Source organism: Pseudomonas sp. SWI44, assembly GCF_002947915.1.
Classification (GTDB): Bacteria; Pseudomonadota; Gammaproteobacteria; order Pseudomonadales; family Pseudomonadaceae; genus Aquipseudomonas; species Aquipseudomonas taiwanensis.
This window is the reverse complement of record NZ_CP026674.1, coordinates 1,284,621-1,300,746: the sequence shown is the minus strand read 5'-3', so window position 1 is coordinate 1,300,746 and position 16,126 is coordinate 1,284,621. Positions and strand designations below refer to the sequence as shown.

Below are 16,126 nucleotides of genomic sequence, written 5' to 3'. Positions count from 1 at the left end.
TGGCCTTGTCACGACCAGCACCCGCTGCCCGGAGGCAGCGGTGCAGGCCGGCTTGTTTGGCGCAGGATCAGTGTTGCAGGATCTTGCTGAGGAAGTGCTGAGTCCGTTCGTGGCGGGCGCCTGGGTCGCCGAAGAAGTCTTCCTTCTGGCAGTCCTCGATGATGCTGCCCTTGTCCATGAAGATCACCCGGTTGGCTACCTTGCGAGCGAAGCCCATTTCGTGGGTGACGCACATCATGGTCATGCCTTCGTGAGCCAGTTCGACCATGACGTCGAGCACTTCGTTGACCATTTCAGGGTCCAGTGCCGAGGTCGGTTCGTCGAACAGCATGACGATCGGGTCCATCGACAGCGCACGGGCGATCGCCACACGCTGCTGCTGGCCACCGGACAACTGGCCAGGGTGCTTCTTGGCGTGTGCGCCCAGACCTACTCGGTCGAGCAGCGCCAGGCCTTTCTTGGTGGCTTCGGCTTCGCTGCGGCCAAGCACCTTGCGCTGGGCGATGGTCAGGTTCTCGGTGATGGTCAGATGCGGGAACAGCTCGAAGTGCTGGAACACCATGCCCACCCGCGAGCGCAGTTTCGGCAGGTTGGTTTTCGGGTCGGCGATGGAGGTGCCGTCGACCACGATGTCTCCTTTCTGGAACGGCTCAAGGGCGTTGACGCACTTGATCAGGGTGGATTTGCCCGAGCCCGACGGGCCGCAGACCACCACCACTTCACCTTTCTTGACCTCGGTGCTGCAGTCGGTCAGCACCTGGAAGTCCCCGTACCACTTGTTGACGTTCTTGATGGAAATCATACGGTGATCCTTTTTTGCAGGCGCTTGACCAGCCACGAAGCGGAGAAGCTGATGAGGAAGTACACGACACCGGCGAAGATCAGGAACTCATGGGAGCGCCCGATGATGTCGCCGTTGGAGCGTGCCGAGTTGAGGAAGTCGACCAGACCCACGGTGTACACAAGCGAGGTGTCCTGGAACAGGATGATGCTCTGTTGCAGCAGCAGCGGGGTCATCTTGCGAAACGCCTGGGGCAGGATGATCAGGCGCATGGTCTGGCCATAGGTCATGCCCAATGCTTGCGCGGCGCCCATCTGGCCCTTGGAGATCGACTGCACGCCGGCCCGCACGATCTCGCAGAAATAGGCGGCCTCGAACATCATGAACGCGACCACGCAGGAGGTGAAGGCACCCACCGGGGTGTCCTCGCCGGTGATCCAGCGCAGCACGAACGGTACCGCCAGGTAGAACCAGGTGATCACCAGCAGCAGCGGGATCGAGCGGAAGTAGTTGACGTAGGCGCCAGCCAGGTTCGAGAGCAGCTTGTTCGACGACAGGCGCATCAAGGCCAGGATGGTACCGAGCACGATACCGCCGACCACGCCCATGACCATCAGCTTGAGGGTCATCAGCATGCCTTCCCAGAGGGCAGGCAGGGCCGGGATGATTTCGCTGAAATCCATGTCCATTTACTTGCCTCCCACGGAAATCAGGCCAGGCACCGCGACTTTCTTCTCGACCATGCGCATCAGCAGCATCAAGCCCATGTTCAAGGTGAAGTAGATCAGGGTGGCCAGGGTGAACGCCTCGAACAGGTTGGCGGAAAACTCGGCGGTCTGCTTGGTCTGCGCCAGCAGCTCCATCAGGCCGATCAGCGATGCCACCGACGAGTTCTTGAATACGTTGAGGAACTCGGAGGTGAGCGGCGGAATGATGATCCGGTAAGCCTGGGGCAGCAGCACGTTGTTGTAGATCTGCGGCAGGCTGAAGCCCATGGCGCGAGCGGCGGCCTCCTGGCCACGCGGCAGCGCCTGGATGCCGGTACGTACCTGCTCGCAGACACGCGCGGCGGTGAACAGGCCCAGGCAGATGACCACGCTGATCAGCGCCGAAGTGGTCGGGTTGAGGTCTTGCTTGAACCATTCCTGCAGGCCTTCAGGCAGCAGGTCCGGTACCAGGAAGTACCAGATGAACAGCTGCACCAGCAGCGGCACGTTGCGGAACAGCTCCACATAGGCGGTGGCGATGCCGGATACCAGGCGGTTCGGCACGGTACGCATGACGCCGAGCACCGAGCCCAGCAGCAATGCGATGATCCAGGCGGAGATGGCGATGGCGATGGTCCAGCCCAGGCCGGTGATGTACCAGTCCAGATAGGTTTCGCTGCCCACGCCGGTGGACTTGAAGAATACGCCCCAGTCCCAGTTGTAATTCATCGGGATTTCCCCTCAGACGGTTGTTTCACGGGCACCTTCGAGCATCCAAGGGCGTTGAACGCCCTCGGATGAAAGGGTAGACACTTAACGGTGGCCCGCACGGCAAAAGTGCGGCGGGCCACTAACCGGGGATCAGGACTTCTTCTCGTCCGCCGCCTTGTCGGTCGGCTCGGCGATCAGTTTCTTCAGCTCGTCGCTCATCGGGAACTGCAGGTTCAGGCCTTTTGGCGGGATCGGCTGCTGGAACCACTTGTCGTAGCTCTTGTTGACTTCGCCCGACTTGAAGTAAGCCACGATGGCATCGTCGACCGCTTTCTTGAACGCGGCGTCATCCTTGCGCACCATGCAGCCGTAGATTTCGAACGACTGTGGCGTGCCGGTGATGACCCAGTCGGTCGGCTTGCGAGCCTTGGCCATTTCACCGGCCAGCAGAGCGTCGTCCATCATGAAGGCCACGGCGCGGCCGCTTTCGAGCATGTTGAAGGCTTCACCGTGGTCCTTGGCGGAAATCACGTTCATCTTCATCTGCTTGTCGGCGTTCATCGCCTTGAGGAGGCGTTCGGAGGTAGTACCGGCGGTGGTCACCACGTTCTTGCCGGCCAGGTCAGGGAAGTCCTTGTATGCCGGTTGACCGTCCTTGACCTTGGTCAGAAGGCGAGTGCCGACTTCGAAGATGCCCACCGAGAAGCCAACTTGCTGCTGGCGCTCGACGTTGTTGGTGGTGGAGCCGCACTCCAGGTCGACGGTGCCGTTCTGCACCAGCGGGATACGGGTTTGGGAAGTGACGAGGTTGTAGCGGACCTTGATGTCGGTGCCCAGCTGTTTTTTCAGGGCCTCGACGACAGCCAGTTGGATGTCGTGGGAGTAACCCACGGGTTCCGGCTTGCCAGCCAGGTAGGAAAACGGAATCGACGAGTCGCGGTGACCCAGGGTGATGGTGCCCGAGTCCTTGATCTTCTTCAGGGTGCCGGTCAGCTCCTCGGCCATGACAGGCGAAGCGATGACTGCAGCCGCGATGGCGGCGCCCAGCAATTGACGAACGATACGCATCAAATTTTCCTCGACGTGTTTGTTTTTTTTATGGAGCCGTTGGCGGACTCTTCGTTCAACGAATACATCATCAAGTTGGTGTGCATTCGGCTACCAAGTGTAGAGCATGACTCGTGCCAAGCTGTTGTTCTTGTGTACAAGCCCCGAAAATTCAAGCCATTGCACGTTTCGGGGCCTGTTGCAGGAACGCCAATGTACGGACTTCCGAACGCGCGGCGAATTATTGTTCGGTAATCCGAACGTGTGTTTAGCCTCAGGTGACTAGAACTAACTAATTAACACCTTGGGTATGACGGACGGGGGTTTCTTGTTTCCTTTTAACCGAGGAAGCAGACATGACCCCCTTGATAGAAGATGAAGGAGCGTCCCACTCCATCGATACCCTGATTGCCGCGCAGTTGCCGGCCTGGGCGAAGAATGCCTCCGTCGAGGCGCTGCGATCCCTGCGAGCGGCCTTGATCAGTGAGCAGCATAGCGCCGAACAGGTCAGGCTGTTGTTGGGCCGTGTTCCTGACCTGGCGGATTTCTGCGCGCCCCTGCTGGAGAAGGCCATTCTCAGGAAGCATGGCGTGCGGGTTAACGCCAGAACCGCGAAACTGTCCACGGTCGTACGCAAGACGGTGGCTTTCGTATTTCCCCACGTTCCGGTGGAAAGGGTCGTAAGGATGGGCTCGCTGCCTTTACTGGCTGCGGCGCTGCATAATTTTGCCGAGGACGAATTGCAGCACCGGTCTCGCATTCGACGAAGGCTGGAAACTCACACTGGCGCTGCGTTGCCTATTTCGTTCGTGCAGTTCGCCAGGCTGTGCCGTGAGCTGGATCTGGGCGGTCGCTATCAAGCTGCCCTGCGTGAGCTGCTGTTGCCCGCGGATGCTGAAGGTGATGCTTCGGGGCAAGCTCGACAGGCGGTTGAGCGTGTGCTGGAAGAGGCCCAGCGGACAGCCATGGAAGCAGCCGTGCGGCTTGCCACCCTCCAGGGGCAGCTCGACGAGCGCAGCTATCTGCAGATGCTCAGGGTGTTTTCGCCCAAGGCAATCGTACCGGCCGATACCCGCGTGCTCGTGATGCGTCAGCTGCTGTTGCTAGGCAAACGGGTACGAGGTGTGGTCGTCGTCGAAGCGCGGGATAGCGACGGCGGCGCCCTGAGAAACCTCATCGTCTGGGTACCGGGCGATCCTGTCAGGGCTGTGCAGTCATGCCGAAACTGGGAAGCGGTATACCAGCTCTTTGGACTGCGCTTGCGCGAGTCGAGCTATGCGCAGTTTTTCATGCGATTCATCACGGAACGCGATCGCATGGTGTTCTCGGCGAGCCTACGCCGTCTGCATGCCGATACCGCAAAAGGTGTCGCGCTGCAGTTGGATGGCCGGAACCTGCCAATCGACCAGCCCATCTTTGCCTATCTACGCGCCCAGCGCATCGAAAAGATTCTCGACGATGCCAGAGTCCTCGCGGTTCCCACCGGCGATGAAGACGCCGCGACGCGAAGCGCTCGGCTGGCCGCCTACGAGAGTACCGGCCTGACCCTTCTGGGTCTGGCTGGCCTGTTCGTACCGGTGCTGGGAGAGGTCATGCTGGGCGTTGCGGCTGTACAGATGGCCGATGAAGTGTACGAAGGCTACCAGGACTGGAAGTTGGGTGACCGTGAAGCGGCCATGGGGCATCTGTTCGCAGTGGCGGAAAACCTGGTGGTCGGCGCAGCGATTGGTGTTGGCGTCTCGGCAGCGGCTCAGGTGGTCAAACGCGTGGCTTTCGTCGATGAATTGGTGCCGGTCTGGTCGGGTGCCAAGCGCCTGAAACTCTGCTCGGGCGACATGCAGCCCTACCGGGTCGAGGCAAAGCAAGCGCACCTCGCCGGTCAGCCACCGGAGCCGTTGCCCTGGCCAGAGCACGCCTTTGAACTTGCGCATGCCGAGGATAAACAGGGCCTGGTGATCAAGCATCCGACGCGTGCCAGCGCCTATCGGCCGCAGATCGAACGCAATGGCAGTTGGGGCTGGCGCCATTCCCTGGAGCAGCCTCAGGAATGGGCCGGTGAAGTGTACCTGTTGCGAAGGTTGGCCGCTAACTTCATCGACTTGAGCGACGAACAAGCAAGGGCGCTGATCGACTGCACCGGCTTCGATGAGGCGCAGCTGCGCCGCTTGCATGTGGAAAACGCGCCTGCACCTGCGCGGCTTCAGGATGCGCTGGAACGCCACCGGTTGCACACCTTGTATCCGAAGGTGGCGGACGAAGTGTTCGAGTTACTGATTGCCCAGGCCCAGGACGCAGAGGAGGTGGAGGACCGGGTATTGCGTCGAGACTTTCCCGGGTTGTCGGTGCGAGGCGCGAAGGAAATTCGCCGGCAAGCCGATGGACAGGATCTGGAGCAGCTTGCATCGACCGGGCGTGTGCCTTTGGCCGTGGCGGAAAGGGTACGCTGGTTCATCCGCGACAGCCGCCTTGATCGAGCCTGTGCCGGGCTCCGACAACCCCAGGCCCTCAACGCCGACAGCGAAAAACTGGCGCTTGGCTTGGTCCATGAACTGGCGCCATGGCCTGCGTCGCTCCGTGTCGAGTTGCGGGCATTCTTTTCCGAAGGACCACTGCTGAGCCACGTGGGTGCCGATACGGCAGAGGACGTCATCAGCATCATCAGCGACGAAAACGGTTACAGCGTGCAGGATCGGTCCCTCCATCCGCACGTTGCCGGATCAAGCACCGACAGCTTCATGCACGCATTGTTGCTGAGCATGGATGAAAGCCAGAAAAGCGTGTTGGGCGATGCCTCGCTCAACGAACAGCAACTGGTCGACATTCTGGCAGGCTGCGCCCGGGAGCGCCGCGACCTGGCTGCCAAGCTCATCGGGCTGGCGGATATCAGTGCCGGAGTCAGGCCGCCCGTTCGCTTCGCCGACGGTCGCCTCGGCTACCCGCTCAGCGGTCGCGGTGAGAGTCGCGGCCAGGCCAGCAGGCGCGGTATTAGGCAGATATTTCCGACCATCGACGACGTGGAGTTGCAGCAATACCTGCTGGGTCTGATTTCCGATGGCGTCGACCCCTGGACCCACTATCAGTCGTTGCACGGCCAGTGGACGGCTCTGCGCCAGGCGCTGATCAATTGGCGAGCCGAGTATGGTTCGATGCTCGACTTGTTGCGACGCAGCAGGGTGGCCAACACGATTCGGCGCTGCTGGCGTCGTAAACTGGGGCGGCGAGGCGATGGTACTTATGCATTGGAAGTCCGGGGCGAGCGGTTGAGCGAGTTGCCTGAATTGCCCCTTGGGATCATGTTCGAGCATGTTTCACGCCTGGCGCTGCGAAACATGGAGCTGACGGAAGTCGGCGCTGACTTCCTCGGTCACTTCCCCAATCTCAGGGAGCTCGACCTGCGCCACAATCGCTTGCTCGCGGTTCCGGCAGGTATCGAGCGGTTGACCGAGCTCCGCCTGTTGCGCCTGGACCATAATCATATCGTCCTGACGCCGGCAGACAGTCAGCGCCTGAACGCCTTGCTCAACCTGGAGCGGTTGGAAATCGGTTTCAATCCGCTGGGCAGCGTGCCTGAGGTCCGGCGGTTGCTGAATGTTCGCCAAGTAGGGCTGCGTGCTGCCCAGATAGCCGATGTGCCGGCGCAGATTCAGCAACTGCCTTGGCAGGGGATTGTCGACCTGCGGGAGAACCAGATCCGCCAGGTGCGTCAGGAGGTGCATGGAATGCGCATGCGTGTGCAGCAAATGGCGCTGCACGACAACCCGCTTGATGCCCCCAGCGAACGTTACCTGAATGAGTTGCGCACCCCTGCCTCTCCAGAACAAGTCGTCGCGCACAATCCTTATTACCGGCACCATCTGGTTCGTCAGGCCGAGTTGTCCGAATGGTTGGTTGGTTCGGCCGGTGCGCAACGAACCGAGCGCGAGGTGCTGTGGAGCAACCTTCGCAACGAGCCGGGGGCGGATGATTTCTTCAACTTCCTGGGCGATTTCTCGCGTTCGCCGGACTACCTCAAGCACCCCGCGTATTATCGGGCGCGGGCTTGGAACATTATCGAGGCCTGCGAGCAGGACAGCGAGCTGCGGGAAGTGTTGTTTGAGCAGGCCGGTGGCGTGGCGACCTGCGAAGATCGCTTGCTGTGGCTGTTCAGTGAAATGGAAGTACGCGTCCTGGTGCATCGGCAGACGGCGGGACTGTCGCAGATTCAGAGTGAGTCGGCCCTGATCAAACTGGGGCGTTCACTGTTCAGGCTGCAGGAAGTCAACAGAATTGCCGCCCGTAAGCTCGAGCGACTGCGCCTTACGTACGCAAACGAACCGGACGTCCTGGAACGCATCGACGATATCGAAACCTATCTTGCGTACCGAACTCGCTTGGCAGGCCCGCTCCAGCTACCGGGACAGCCTGTCCGTATGCACTATGAGTCCGAATCATTAGTGACCGCCGAGGACATCAACGTCGCCAGGGCTGAAGTGCTTTCGCTGGAAAACAACGAGACGCTGTCGCGCGCCTTGGCCGATCAGTCGTTTTGGCAAGAATTCCTGCGCGCCACCTATTACCGCAGTTTCAGGGAGCAGGTGGATGCCAGGCGGGCGGCGCTAGAGCTATTGGAGACGCAGGTGGAAAGCGGTGCGATCGACGAGCAAACTTACCTGGAACGCTGCGAAGAGCTCAAGGTCGACCTGCAAGTGCAAGAGCGGGTGCTGGTCCAACGCCTGACAGAGCAGGCCATTGCACGTTGGCCAGTTTGATGTGCCTGTGAAGCCCCCTTGCAGCGCTCGGCGCTGACAAGGGGGCGCTGGGGTTCATGCCGCTTGGGTAGCGTCTGGACGTTCAGTCTTGCGTAGGTAGTCGGCGAGCGCGTGTTGCTCGGCCTGCGTGGTGAACAGGCCAAGTTTGGTTCGACGCCACAGAATGTCCTCGGCGTCCACAGCCCATTCCTGGCTGCGCAGGTAATCGACTTCTCGACCGAACAACCCGCCGCCGATCGCCTGGCCCAGGTCATCCGGCCCTGTTACCCCTTCCAGCAATTGCCAGGTGCGGCTGCCATAGGTCACTGCCCAGCGTTTGGCGATATCCACTGGCAACCAGCCATGGCGGGCGAGTAGGGCATCGACCAGTGCTTGCACGCTGGTCATCTGCTCGCCACCAGGCAACGGCCCGCTGGCGGTCCAGCTGCCGCGCATCTGGCTGAAGAATGGCTTGAGTTCGGCCATGGCCGACTCGGCCAGCTTGCGGTAAGTGGTCAGCTTGCCGCCGAACACCGACAGCAGTGGCGCCTGGCCTTCGGCGCAGGACAATGCCAGGGTGTAGTCGCGGGTGACCGCCGACGGATTGTCCGATTCATCGTTGCACAGCGGGCGCACGCCCGAGTAGGTATGCAGGATGTCGGCGCGGCTAAGCTGATGATTGAAGTGCTGGTTGACCACATTGAGCAGGTAGTCGGTTTCCTGCTCGGTAATGGCAACCTTGGCCGGGTCGCCGCTGTACTCGCGGTCGGTGGTGCCGATCAGGGTAAAGCGGTCGAGATAAGGGATGCAGAACACGATGCGCTGATCTTCGTTCTGCAGGATGTAGGCATGTTCACCTTCGTACAGCCGCGGCACGATCAGATGGCTGCCCTGGATCAGGCGGATGCCGTACGGGGCATCCAGCTTGAGGTCATTCTTGATGAAACTGGCTACCCACGGCCCGGCGGCGTTGACCAGGGCGCGAGCGCGGAGGGTCTGCTGGCTGCCGTCGGCGTGTTGCAGCTCGACTTCCCACACGCCGTCGATACGCTCGGCGCGCAGGCAGCGGGTGCGGGTGCGGATGTGTGCGCCGTTCTCGCGCGCAGCCATGGCGTTGAGCACCACCAGGCGAGCGTCGTCAACGGCGCAATCGGCGTATTCGAAACCACGGGTGATGGAGGGTTTGAGCGGGTAGCCAGGTCCGAAGCGCAGGCTGCGCGAGGCGCCCAGGCGCTTGCGTTTGCCCAGGTGGTCATACAGGAACAGGCCGGCGCGGATCATCCAGGCCGGGCGCAGGTGCGGACGGTGGGGCAGCACGAAGCGCATTGGTTTGACGATGTGTGGGGCCTTGGCCAGCAGGACCTCGCGTTCGGCCAGTGCCTCACGCACCAGTCGGAACTCGTAGTGTTCCAGGTAGCGCAGGCCGCCGTGAATCAGCTTGCTGCTAGCCGAGGAGGTGTGTTGGGCCAAGTCGTCCTTCTCGCAAAGGAACACCTTGAGGCCGCGCCCGGCGGCGTCGGCAGCAATGCCTACGCCATTGATGCCGCCGCCGATCACGGCGAGGTCATAGCAGTCGGCGAGTGCGGGCTGGGACGGAACGGGTTGGGACACGGGCAAGGCCTCCTGAAGCTGCTCACATCGAATATGAACATTAATGTTCGTTTCCGAAAATACTAGCGCAACACAAAGCCGGTAGCCAGTCAGTCTTTATAGAAAAAACTGATCAGATGACAGTAAGTGAACAATTTCGAAAATGCAGGGCCGCTGGGCGACCCTGCACGGCTCAGACCACGTCTAGGCGAATCTTGTATTGGTTGAGCAGTTGGGTCAGCGCGGGGGAGGGCGCCTGGTCGGTCACCAGGCAATCGACCAGGCTTATCGAGCCCAGGCGAACCATGGCATTGCGCCCGAACTTGCTGGAGTCGGCGGCGAGGATGACTTGGCGGGCGTTGGCGATTATCGCCTGCGAGACGCGCACTTCCTGGTAGTCGAAGTCCAGCAGGCTGCCGTCTTCATCGATGCCGCTGATACCGACCAGAGCAAAGTCGACCTTGAACTGGTTGATGAAATCGACGCTGGCCTGGCCCACCACACCGCCATCGCGACGCACCGTACCGCCGGCGACCAGCACCTCGAAATCGTCCTTGGCAGCCAGGATTGCCGCCACATGCAGGTTGTTGGTGATCACCTTCAGGTGATTGTGGTTCAGCAGTGCCCGGGCGATGGATTCGGTCGTGGTGCCGATGTTGATGAACAAGGACGCATGGTCGGGAATCTGCCGCGCCACAGCTTCGGCGATGCGTTGCTTCTCGTCGCGCATCTGGTCGGCGCGCATGGCGTAGGCGGTGTTCTCGACGCTCGAATCGTAGGCCGCTCCACCGTGATAGCGGCGCAGCAGGTTGAGCTCGGCGAGCTGGTTGATGTCGCGACGGATGGTTTGCGGGGTCACGACGTACAACTGCGCCATTTCCTCGATGCTGACATAGCCACGTTCGCGTACCAGCTCGAGAATTTGTTGTTGGCGAGGGGGCAGATTCATGGGCGGTCCTTATGGGCTGCCGGACAAATTCTGCAATGATGCCGTAGGAAGGGGATGACGGCCAGTGGCTGCACGTTACGGCTCATCGACGGTAAGCCGACGTCTACAGGCGTGCGTGCGTTTTCTGTAGGCGTCGGCTTGCCGGCGATGGCTGCCCTGCAGCGTTCTCTGCTGCGATCAGGCGTCGTGGTCTTCCCAGTCACGGGTGCGCTCGACCGCTTTTTTCCACCCTGCGTACAGCGTCTCTTTCTGCGTCTCGTCAAGCTGAGGGCTGAACTCGCGCTCGATGATGGCCTTGTCGCGCAACTCGTCCAGGCCACTCCAGAAACCACATGCCAGCCCTGCTAGGTAGGCAGCGCCGAGCGCGGTGGTTTCGCGCATTTTCGGACGTTCGACGCAGGTGCCGAGGATGTCTGCCTGGAACTGCATCAGGAAGTTGTTGGCCACTGCACCGCCGTCCACGCGCAGTTCGGAAAGGCGCTGGCCGCAATCCTGCTGCATGGCGTCGAGCACATCGCGGGTCTGGTACGCGATCGACTCGAGTGCGGCACGAATGATGTGGTCGACTTTCACGCCACGGGTCAGACCGAACAGCGCGCCGCGGGCGTAAGGGTCCCAGTACGGGGCGCCCAGGCCTGTGAATGCGGGTACCAGGTAAACGCCGTTGCTGTCCTTGACCTTGCTGGCGAAGTACTCGGTATCCAGCGCATCGTTGACGATCTTCAACTCGTCACGCAGCCACTGCACGGTGGAGCCGCCATTGAACACGGCGCCCTCCAGCGCGTAGGCCACTTCACCTTTCGGCCCACAGGCGATGGTGGTCAGCAGGCCATGGGACGACTTGACGGCCTGGCTGCCAGTGTTCATCAGCAGGAAGCAACCGGTGCCATAGGTATTCTTCGCTTGGCCCGGCTCCACGCACATCTGGCCGAACAGCGCCGATTGCTGGTCACCGGCGATACCGGCGATGGCGATACCGCTCTTGGTCTGGCCGTAGACCTCCGAAGAAGGACGTACCTCAGGCAGCATTTGGCGCGGGATGCCTAGAATATCCAGCAGTTTGTCGTCCCACTGCAGCGTGTGGATGTTGAACATCAGGGTGCGCGAGGCGTTGGTGTAGTCGGTGACGTGCACCTTGCCACCGGAGAATTTCCAGATCAGCCAGGTGTCGACGGTACCGAACAACAGTTCGCCACGCTCGGCCCGTTCGCGGACGCCTTCGACATTGTCCAGAATCCACTTCAGTTTAGTGCCGGAGAAGTACGGGTCGGTCACCAGGCCTGTGGTGTCGCGAATGTACGTTTCATGGCCATCACGCTTGAGCTGGGCACAGATTTCAGTGCTGCGGCGGCACTGCCAGACGATGGCGTTGTAAACCGGGCGACCGGTTTCCTTGTCCCAGACCACCGTGGTTTCACGCTGGTTGGTGATGCCCAGTGCGGCGACCTGGGCATGGCTGATTCCAGCCTGCGCCAGTGCCTCGACCATGGTCGCGCTCTGGGTGGCGAAGATTTCCATGGGGTCGTGCTCGACCCACCCGGCTTGCGGGTAGTGTTGGGCGAACTCTCGCTGTGAGGTGCCGACCACGTTGGCGTCGCGGTCGAAAATGATAGCCCGCGAACTGGTAGTGCCCTGGTCCAGGGCGATGATGTAGTTCTTATCCTGGGTGTCTGTCATGGTCGTAGGCCTTGCAAATGGGTTAGGTCAGGGCTCGGGCGGGCGAAATCGCGCGGCGCCGGTATCAGTTGACTTGAGTATCGCCCTGGGGATTGTCGTTTGTCTCCGAGGTCACGGTTTGCGCCGCTGGCAGGTTGCGGGCGATCAGGCCACGGTACAGCGCAGCGCCCAGGCAAGCACCGAAGATCGGGGCGAATACCGGAACCAGGAAATAAGGGATGTCACGTCCGCCAGTGAAGGCGATTTCGCCCCAGCCGGCCAGGAAGGTCATCAGCTTGGGCCCGAAATCACGGGCTGGGTTCATCGCGAAACCAGTCAGTGGGCCCATGGCACTGCCGATCACGGCAATCAGCAGGCCGATCAGCAGTGGGGCCATGGCGCCACGGGGCAGGCCGTTGTTGTCGTCGGTCAGGGCCATGATCACGGCCATCAGGATGGCGGTGATCACTACTTCGACCAGAAAGGCCTGGCCGATGGACAGCGAAGGATGCGGGTAGGTCGAGAACACCGACGCCAGTTCAAGACTGGCCTGGCTGCCACGCAACATTGCGTGAGCCTGTTCGAAATCGAAGAACAGGTTGCTGTAGAGGGTATACACCAGCGCCGCACCACAGAACGCGCCGCACACCTGGGCGAGCATGTAGAACGGCAACTTGCGTTTGTCGAAGGCGGCGAACAGGGTGAGGGCGATGCTCACGGCCGGGTTCAGGTGCGCACCGGAAATACCGGCGGTGAGGTAGATCGCCATGCTCACGCCGACGCCCCAGATGATGCTGATTTCCCAGAGCCCGAAGCTGGCGCCCGCGACTTTCAGGGCTGCAACGCAGCCAGTGCCGAAGAAGATGAGTAGCGCCGTTCCGAGGAATTCGGCCAGGCATTGGCTGGACAGTGTGGGTTCGCGAAGAGCAGTCGTCATGTATGACCTCGTTTTTTTTGTTGTGAGGCGCTTGGCGCTCGACAGCAAAGCCCGGCGTCTATCCCCATTGACGACGGGCGGGTACAGGAAAATGCACCTTATAAGTGCACCATTTATTCACAAACGAAAAAATATAGACAAGAAACGCTGATGTCAAAGGTCGAAAGTGAACTGTCAGTCACGAATTGGCCGACTATTACAGGCGTGACTCCGCATGCTAGAGAGGCGCGTCCGCTCTGCGCTGGCTGGCTTGTGGGATTTATCCTAAAGTAGCCGCCGACCTGTCCCAGACCGGAGTGCTGCATGACCCCCGCCCTCGACTTGCTTAAAAAAGTGCGTGCCGAACATCGTGTGCACAGTTATGAACATGACCCCAAATCAGCCTCTTACGGGCTTGAAGCCGCCGAGAAGCTGGGGCTCGACCCGCAGCAGGTGTTCAAGACCCTATTGGCCAGCAGTGAGAAGGGGGAATTGCTGGTGGCCGTGGTGCCGGTGGTCGGTACCCTGGACTTGAAGGCCCTGGCCCAAGCGGCGGGGGTGAAGAAGTGCGAGATGGCCGACCCGGCGGTGGCCCAGCGCGCTACCGGCTACCTGGTCGGCGGTATCAGCCCTCTCGGGCAGAAGAAGCGGTTGCGCACATTCATCGACGAATCCGCGCAGCAGTTCCCAAGCATTCATGTCAGCGCCGGGCGGCGGGGGCTCGAGGTGGAGTTGGCGGCGGCAGTGTTGGCCGAGCATACCCAGGGCAAGTTCGCTGGGATTGGTCGAGGCTGAAGCTGGGCTGGTTCCCTGGCGGGCGGCGTGGTCCGCTCGGGCGTGCCGGAGGATCGCAGGTGATGGGCCGCAAGGCGGCCCTTCCAGGCTGTGAAATCAGGTTGCGGAACTGTACCGGCGAACCCCGTTTTCCTGACGCAGCAGCTGCGCCGCCACGCTACCAGGTACCGCGAAGAGCACCAGGTGGTCTGCCTTCACGGCAATGCCGACATCCTGACCGACCTGATGATCGATATGGCTGGGGAAGATCGCCTCGAGCTGGCTGCCCGTGGGCAGTTGCAGACGGTACAGGGTCGAAGCGCCCAGGAAACTCTTGCCGACGATATTGGCGCGCAGCTCGCTGTCCGGGTCCGGCACGATATCGTCAGGACGCAGCAGCACGTCTACCGAGCTGCCTACGGCCATGGTGTAGGCCCGATTGCCACGCAGCTCGCCCAATTCGGTGTTGACCGACTCATGGCTACTCATCTGGCCACGGATGAAATAGCCCTGGCCAATGAAGCTGGCCACGAACGGGGTCTGCGGTTCGTGGTAAAGGTTGTACGGTGTATCCCACTGCTCCAGGCGGCCTTCCTTGAACACGCCTACGTGGTCACTGACGGCAAAGGCTTCTTCCTGGTCGTGGGTGACCAGAATGGCGCTGGTACCACGGCTCTTGAGAATGTCACGGACCTCGTGGCTCAACCGGCGACGCAATTCCACGTCGAGGTTGGAGAAAGGTTCGTCGAGCAGCAATAGCTGAGGCTCGGGTGCCAGGGCGCGCGCCAAGGCTACACGCTGTTGCTGGCCACCGGACAGCTCATGGGGGTAACGACCGCCCAGGCCGCCCAGCTTGACCAGATCGAGCATCTCCTCGATCACGTCGCCCTGGCGCGGGTGCTTGGCAATGCCGAAAGCGATGTTCTGCGCCACGGTCAGGTGTGGGAACAGGGCGTAGTCCTGGAACACCATGCCAATGCGGCGTTTCTCGGGTGCCAGGGTGAACCCAGCACGGGATATGACCTCGCCAGCCAACTGGATCTCGCCTTCATGGACCGGCTCGAAGCCGGCGATGGCGCGCAAGGTGGTGGTCTTGCCGCAACCGGATGAACCCAGCAGGCAACCGATGTCGCCTGCGTTCAGGTGCAGGTTGAGGTTCTGAACGATGCGCTGCTCGCCATAGCCGCAGGCGAGGTCGCGCAGGTTGAGCAGTAGGGGTTGACTCATGCGTGGTGGTAAGCCGGTTCTACAAGGAATTCGAGAAGCGCCTTCTGTGCATGCAGCCGGTTTTCAGCTTCGTCCCAGGCGACCGAACGAGGGTCGTCGAGCAGGTCCTGGCTGATTTCCTCGCCACGGTGGGCAGGCAGGCAGTGCATGAAGAGGACATCGGGTGCCGCCAGGTCGAGCAGTTCGCGGGTGACCTGGTAAGGCGCGAAATGCGCCAGGCGCCGTGCAGTTTCCTCCTCCTGCCCCATGGAAGTCCAGACATCGGTGGTCACCAGGTGCGCGCCACGCACCGCTTCCTTCGGATCGCGGACGATCTGTATGCGGTCGCCGCCCAGGTCGAGGAAACGCTGCTCGGGCTCGTAGCCTTCCGGGCAGGCGATACGCAGTTGGAAATCGAACTGCACTGCAGCCTCGATGTAGGAGTTGCACATGTTGAAACCATCGCCGACCCAGGCCACGGTCTTACCCTGGATCGCGCCACGGTGCTCAAGGAAAGTTTGCATGTCGGCCAGCAGCTGGCACGGGTGCGATTCATCTGACAGACCGTTGATCACCGGAACACGGGAGTTGGCGGCGAACTCGGTGAGGGTGCTGTGGGCATGGGTACGGATCATCACCGCATCGAGCATGCGCGACATGACGATGGCGCTGTCGGCGATCGGTTCGCCACGGCCCAGCTGGGTATCACGCGGCGACAGGAAGATGGCCTGGCCGCCAAGCTGGATCATGCCGGCTTCGAACGACAGGCGGGTACGGGTCGAGGACTTCTCGAAGATCATCCCCAGCACGCGGTTTTTCAGCGGTTCGAACAGCACGCCTCGGTTACGCAGGTCCTTCAGCTCGATGCCTCGACGGATCACGCCGAGCAATTCGTCAGCTGTGAAATCCATCAGGGAGAGAAAGTGCCTAGCGCTCATGATTGACTACCTTATCTGCAACGGTATGCAGGTCGACCGTATGGTTTTTTTGACAACGGGAGTGACCTGCGGCGTAAGCCGCACGGGGCGGACGAAATAGGGAAAGGCGCAATACTATAATTAA

General features: G+C 61.2%; 12 protein-coding genes. 2 read left to right on the top strand and 10 right to left on the bottom strand.

Features of this window, described 5'->3' with window-relative positions:
• Nucleotides 1-67: 67 nt before the first annotated feature.
• From C4Q26_RS06315 to C4Q26_RS06300, 4 genes are all read right to left on the bottom strand, one after another.
• Nucleotides 68-802 (bottom strand): amino acid ABC transporter ATP-binding protein, encoded by a 735-nt coding sequence (locus C4Q26_RS06315; RefSeq protein WP_023379007.1) that lies wholly within the window; start codon nucleotides 800-802, stop codon nucleotides 68-70.
• Nucleotides 799-1,470, bottom strand: a complete 672-nt coding sequence (locus C4Q26_RS06310) for an amino acid ABC transporter permease (protein WP_023379008.1) — start codon at nucleotides 1,468-1,470, stop codon at nucleotides 799-801. The genes C4Q26_RS06315 and C4Q26_RS06310 overlap by 4 nt, the downstream gene beginning before the upstream one ends.
• The gene (locus C4Q26_RS06305) at nucleotides 1,471-2,217 is read right to left on the bottom strand and encodes an amino acid ABC transporter permease (protein ID WP_023379010.1); all 747 of its coding nucleotides are present in this window, start codon (nucleotides 2,215-2,217) and stop codon (nucleotides 1,471-1,473) included.
• Nucleotides 2,218-2,349: 132 nt separating this feature from the next.
• Nucleotides 2,350-3,267, bottom strand: a complete 918-nt coding sequence (locus tag C4Q26_RS06300) for a glutamate/aspartate ABC transporter substrate-binding protein (protein ID WP_023379012.1) — start codon at nucleotides 3,265-3,267, stop codon at nucleotides 2,350-2,352.
• Between the two features lie 335 nt (nucleotides 3,268-3,602).
• Between C4Q26_RS06300 and C4Q26_RS06295 the strand changes: the two genes are divergently transcribed.
• Nucleotides 3,603-7,994, top strand: coding sequence for an NEL-type E3 ubiquitin ligase domain-containing protein (locus tag C4Q26_RS06295; RefSeq protein ID WP_104882892.1), 4,392 nt, complete (start codon nucleotides 3,603-3,605; stop codon nucleotides 7,992-7,994).
• A gap of 54 nt (nucleotides 7,995-8,048) precedes the next feature.
• On the opposite strand, the gene glpD is transcribed toward C4Q26_RS06295, so the two are convergent.
• The 4 genes from glpD to C4Q26_RS06275 all read right to left on the bottom strand — a co-directional run bounded on the left by glpD (nucleotide 8,049) and on the right by C4Q26_RS06275 (nucleotide 13,105).
• Nucleotides 8,049-9,584, bottom strand: a complete 1,536-nt coding sequence (glpD, locus tag C4Q26_RS06290) for a glycerol-3-phosphate dehydrogenase (protein ID WP_023379015.1) — start codon at nucleotides 9,582-9,584, stop codon at nucleotides 8,049-8,051.
• A gap of 172 nt (nucleotides 9,585-9,756) precedes the next feature.
• Complete coding sequence (gene glpR / locus C4Q26_RS06285; protein WP_023379017.1) at nucleotides 9,757-10,512, bottom strand: DNA-binding transcriptional repressor GlpR; 756 nt, start codon at nucleotides 10,510-10,512, stop codon at nucleotides 9,757-9,759.
• A gap of 177 nt (nucleotides 10,513-10,689) precedes the next feature.
• On the bottom strand, nucleotides 10,690-12,189 hold the full coding sequence (gene glpK, locus C4Q26_RS06280; protein ID WP_023379018.1) for a glycerol kinase GlpK: 1,500 nt from the start codon (nucleotides 12,187-12,189) through the stop codon (nucleotides 10,690-10,692).
• Between the two features lie 64 nt (nucleotides 12,190-12,253).
• On the bottom strand, nucleotides 12,254-13,105 hold the full coding sequence (locus tag C4Q26_RS06275; protein ID WP_023379019.1) for an MIP/aquaporin family protein: 852 nt from the start codon (nucleotides 13,103-13,105) through the stop codon (nucleotides 12,254-12,256).
• Nucleotides 13,106-13,408: 303 nt separating this feature from the next.
• Here C4Q26_RS06275 and ybaK point away from each other — a divergent pair, with 303 nt between their 5' ends.
• Nucleotides 13,409-13,879: a Cys-tRNA(Pro) deacylase gene (ybaK, locus tag C4Q26_RS06270; protein ID WP_023379020.1), complete on the top strand. Its 471-nt coding sequence runs from the start codon at nucleotides 13,409-13,411 to the stop codon at nucleotides 13,877-13,879.
• A 96-nt stretch (nucleotides 13,880-13,975) separates the two neighbouring features.
• Here ybaK and C4Q26_RS06265 read toward each other — a convergent pair whose 3' ends face one another.
• Together C4Q26_RS06265 and argF are read right to left on the bottom strand one after the other, a co-directional pair.
• A complete protein-coding gene (locus C4Q26_RS06265) occupies nucleotides 13,976-15,085 on the bottom strand; it encodes an ABC transporter ATP-binding protein (protein WP_104882106.1) in 1,110 nt (369 codons plus the stop codon).
• Nucleotides 15,082-16,002 carry an ornithine carbamoyltransferase gene (gene argF / locus C4Q26_RS06260; protein WP_023379022.1) on the bottom strand — a complete coding sequence of 307 codons (921 nt, stop codon included), beginning with the start codon at nucleotides 16,000-16,002 and terminating at the stop codon, nucleotides 15,082-15,084. The genes C4Q26_RS06265 and argF overlap by 4 nt, the downstream gene beginning before the upstream one ends.
• Nucleotides 16,003-16,126: the final 124 nt, after the last annotated feature.

Excerpts from the sequence above, each read along its gene's own strand:
- C4Q26_RS06315 (WP_023379007.1), bottom strand. The coding sequence starts at position 802 with ATGATTTCCATCAAGAACGTCAACAAGTGGTACGGGGACTTCCAGGTG.
- C4Q26_RS06310 (WP_023379008.1), bottom strand. The coding sequence starts at position 1,470 with ATGGACATGGATTTCAGCGAAATCATCCCGGCCCTGCCTGCCCTCTGG.
- C4Q26_RS06305 (WP_023379010.1), bottom strand. The coding sequence starts at position 2,217 with ATGAATTACAACTGGGACTGGGGCGTATTCTTCAAGTCCACCGGCGTG.
- C4Q26_RS06300 (WP_023379012.1), bottom strand. The coding sequence starts at position 3,267 with ATGCGTATCGTTCGTCAATTGCTGGGCGCCGCCATCGCGGCTGCAGTC.
- C4Q26_RS06295 (WP_104882892.1), top strand. The coding sequence starts at position 3,603 with ATGACCCCCTTGATAGAAGATGAAGGAGCGTCCCACTCCATCGATACC.
- glpR (WP_023379017.1), bottom strand. The coding sequence starts at position 10,512 with ATGAATCTGCCCCCTCGCCAACAACAAATTCTCGAGCTGGTACGCGAA.
- glpK (WP_023379018.1), bottom strand. The coding sequence starts at position 12,189 with ATGACAGACACCCAGGATAAGAACTACATCATCGCCCTGGACCAGGGC.
- C4Q26_RS06275 (WP_023379019.1), bottom strand. The coding sequence starts at position 13,105 with ATGACGACTGCTCTTCGCGAACCCACACTGTCCAGCCAATGCCTGGCC.
- ybaK (WP_023379020.1), top strand. The coding sequence starts at position 13,409 with ATGACCCCCGCCCTCGACTTGCTTAAAAAAGTGCGTGCCGAACATCGT.
- C4Q26_RS06265 (WP_104882106.1), bottom strand. The coding sequence starts at position 15,085 with ATGAGTCAACCCCTACTGCTCAACCTGCGCGACCTCGCCTGCGGCTAT.
- argF (WP_023379022.1), bottom strand. The coding sequence starts at position 16,002 with ATGAGCGCTAGGCACTTTCTCTCCCTGATGGATTTCACAGCTGACGAA.